Source organism: Blautia wexlerae, assembly GCF_013300825.1.
In the GTDB taxonomy this organism is placed as follows: Bacteria; Bacillota; Clostridia; order Lachnospirales; family Lachnospiraceae; genus Blautia_A; species Blautia_A wexlerae_B.
Window position 1 is genome coordinate 1 of the sequence record NZ_JAAIMY010000077.1, and the last position, 1,222, is coordinate 1,222.

Sequence of the window (1,222 nt, forward strand, 5' to 3'; positions counted from 1 at the left end):
GCTTCCGCAAATCATCGGAGAACCACTCGTCCCGGACTGCCAGCAGACGGAAGAAGGTGGACTTGCCAGCCCCCTGACCTCCGACCAGACAGAGCATGATTTCAAACTTGCACCCCGGCTGAAAGGCTCGTGAGATAGCGCCCATCAGGAACAGCTTCAACGCTTCATAGGTGTAATCATCTGCGTCAGCCCCCAGAAAGTGCCGTAGGCAGAAGCGGATTCGCTCTGTCCCGTCCCACACAAGGGAACTTAAATAATCCCGGATGGGGTGGTACTTGTTTTCATTCGCCACAATCCCGATGGCGTTATCAATCTTTTTCTCATTGGTAAGCCCGTAGGTTTCTTCCAGATAGAGAAGCAGATATTTCATGTCCGTATCGTTTAAGGCGGTGCTGTCCCTGTGGAAGCCGATGGGCTTTATGATGTCCTTGCGGTCGGTCAGGATGTTGTATGCGATAGCCCCGGAAAGCAGCGGGTCACGCTGGAATACGGTCAGGCAGTTCCGTATGCTCTGACGGACACCGCCTTTCTCGGTGGTTTCCAGCCCCGCCTTGATTTCCTCAATGCTCTGGGGCGGCTGCATGGCGTTCATGGTGTTTTTTAGTTCTTGCTGCGTCTGCGGCTGCAAGCTCTGCCATTCGCTGTTCAAGCTGTATCACATCCTTTCCGTATTCCGTAATCAAAGCCGCTTTTTCCTCTGTTTCCCCGAACAGCAGCACATCCAGCAGATATTCCACATGGTCTTGCTTCTGTAAGGCTTCCACAAACCGGGGATGAAAGACTTCCTCCGGGGAGTGCGGGGCATATTCCTTTCTCCACACTCGGAGTAGGTGGAGATAATCGGCAAGAATACGGAAGCAGCGGTTTTTTGCTTCCTGAAACTGTTCCTCCGGGGATTTCTGCCGGGGCTTTGGCTTTTTTGCTTTTCCCGGCGGTTTCCAGTCCTCATAGGAAAGCCCGAAGTCCTGTGCCAGCTGTACGGCGGCTTCTTTCTTTCCCAGCCCATACAGGGCGGCGGCAAAATCAATCACATCCCCATCCGCACCGCAGCCGAAGCAGTGGTAACGCCGATCCAGCTTCATGCTTGGGGTTTTATCATGATGGAACGGGCAGCAAGCCATCCCGTTCCGCCCTACATGGATTCCATAATGCTCCGCAGCCTGTCTGGTTGTGACGGACTGCTTCACAGCTTCAAATACATTCAAATCTATCCCTCCTTGAA

2 protein-coding genes are annotated in these 1,222 nt (G+C 53.4%); both read right to left on the reverse strand.

Going from position 1 to position 1,222, the window contains the following annotated elements:
- The coding region (locus tag G4417_RS16445; protein WP_243872186.1) for a virulence-associated E family protein at positions 1-592 on the reverse strand (592 nt) is incomplete at its 3' end.
- Entirely contained in the window at positions 561-1,205 is a 645-nt protein-coding gene (locus G4417_RS16450; protein ID WP_020994021.1) for a CHC2 zinc finger domain-containing protein, read from the reverse strand. The genes G4417_RS16450 and G4417_RS16445, both read right to left, overlap by 32 nt.
- Between the last annotated feature and the right edge of the window lie 17 nt (positions 1,206-1,222).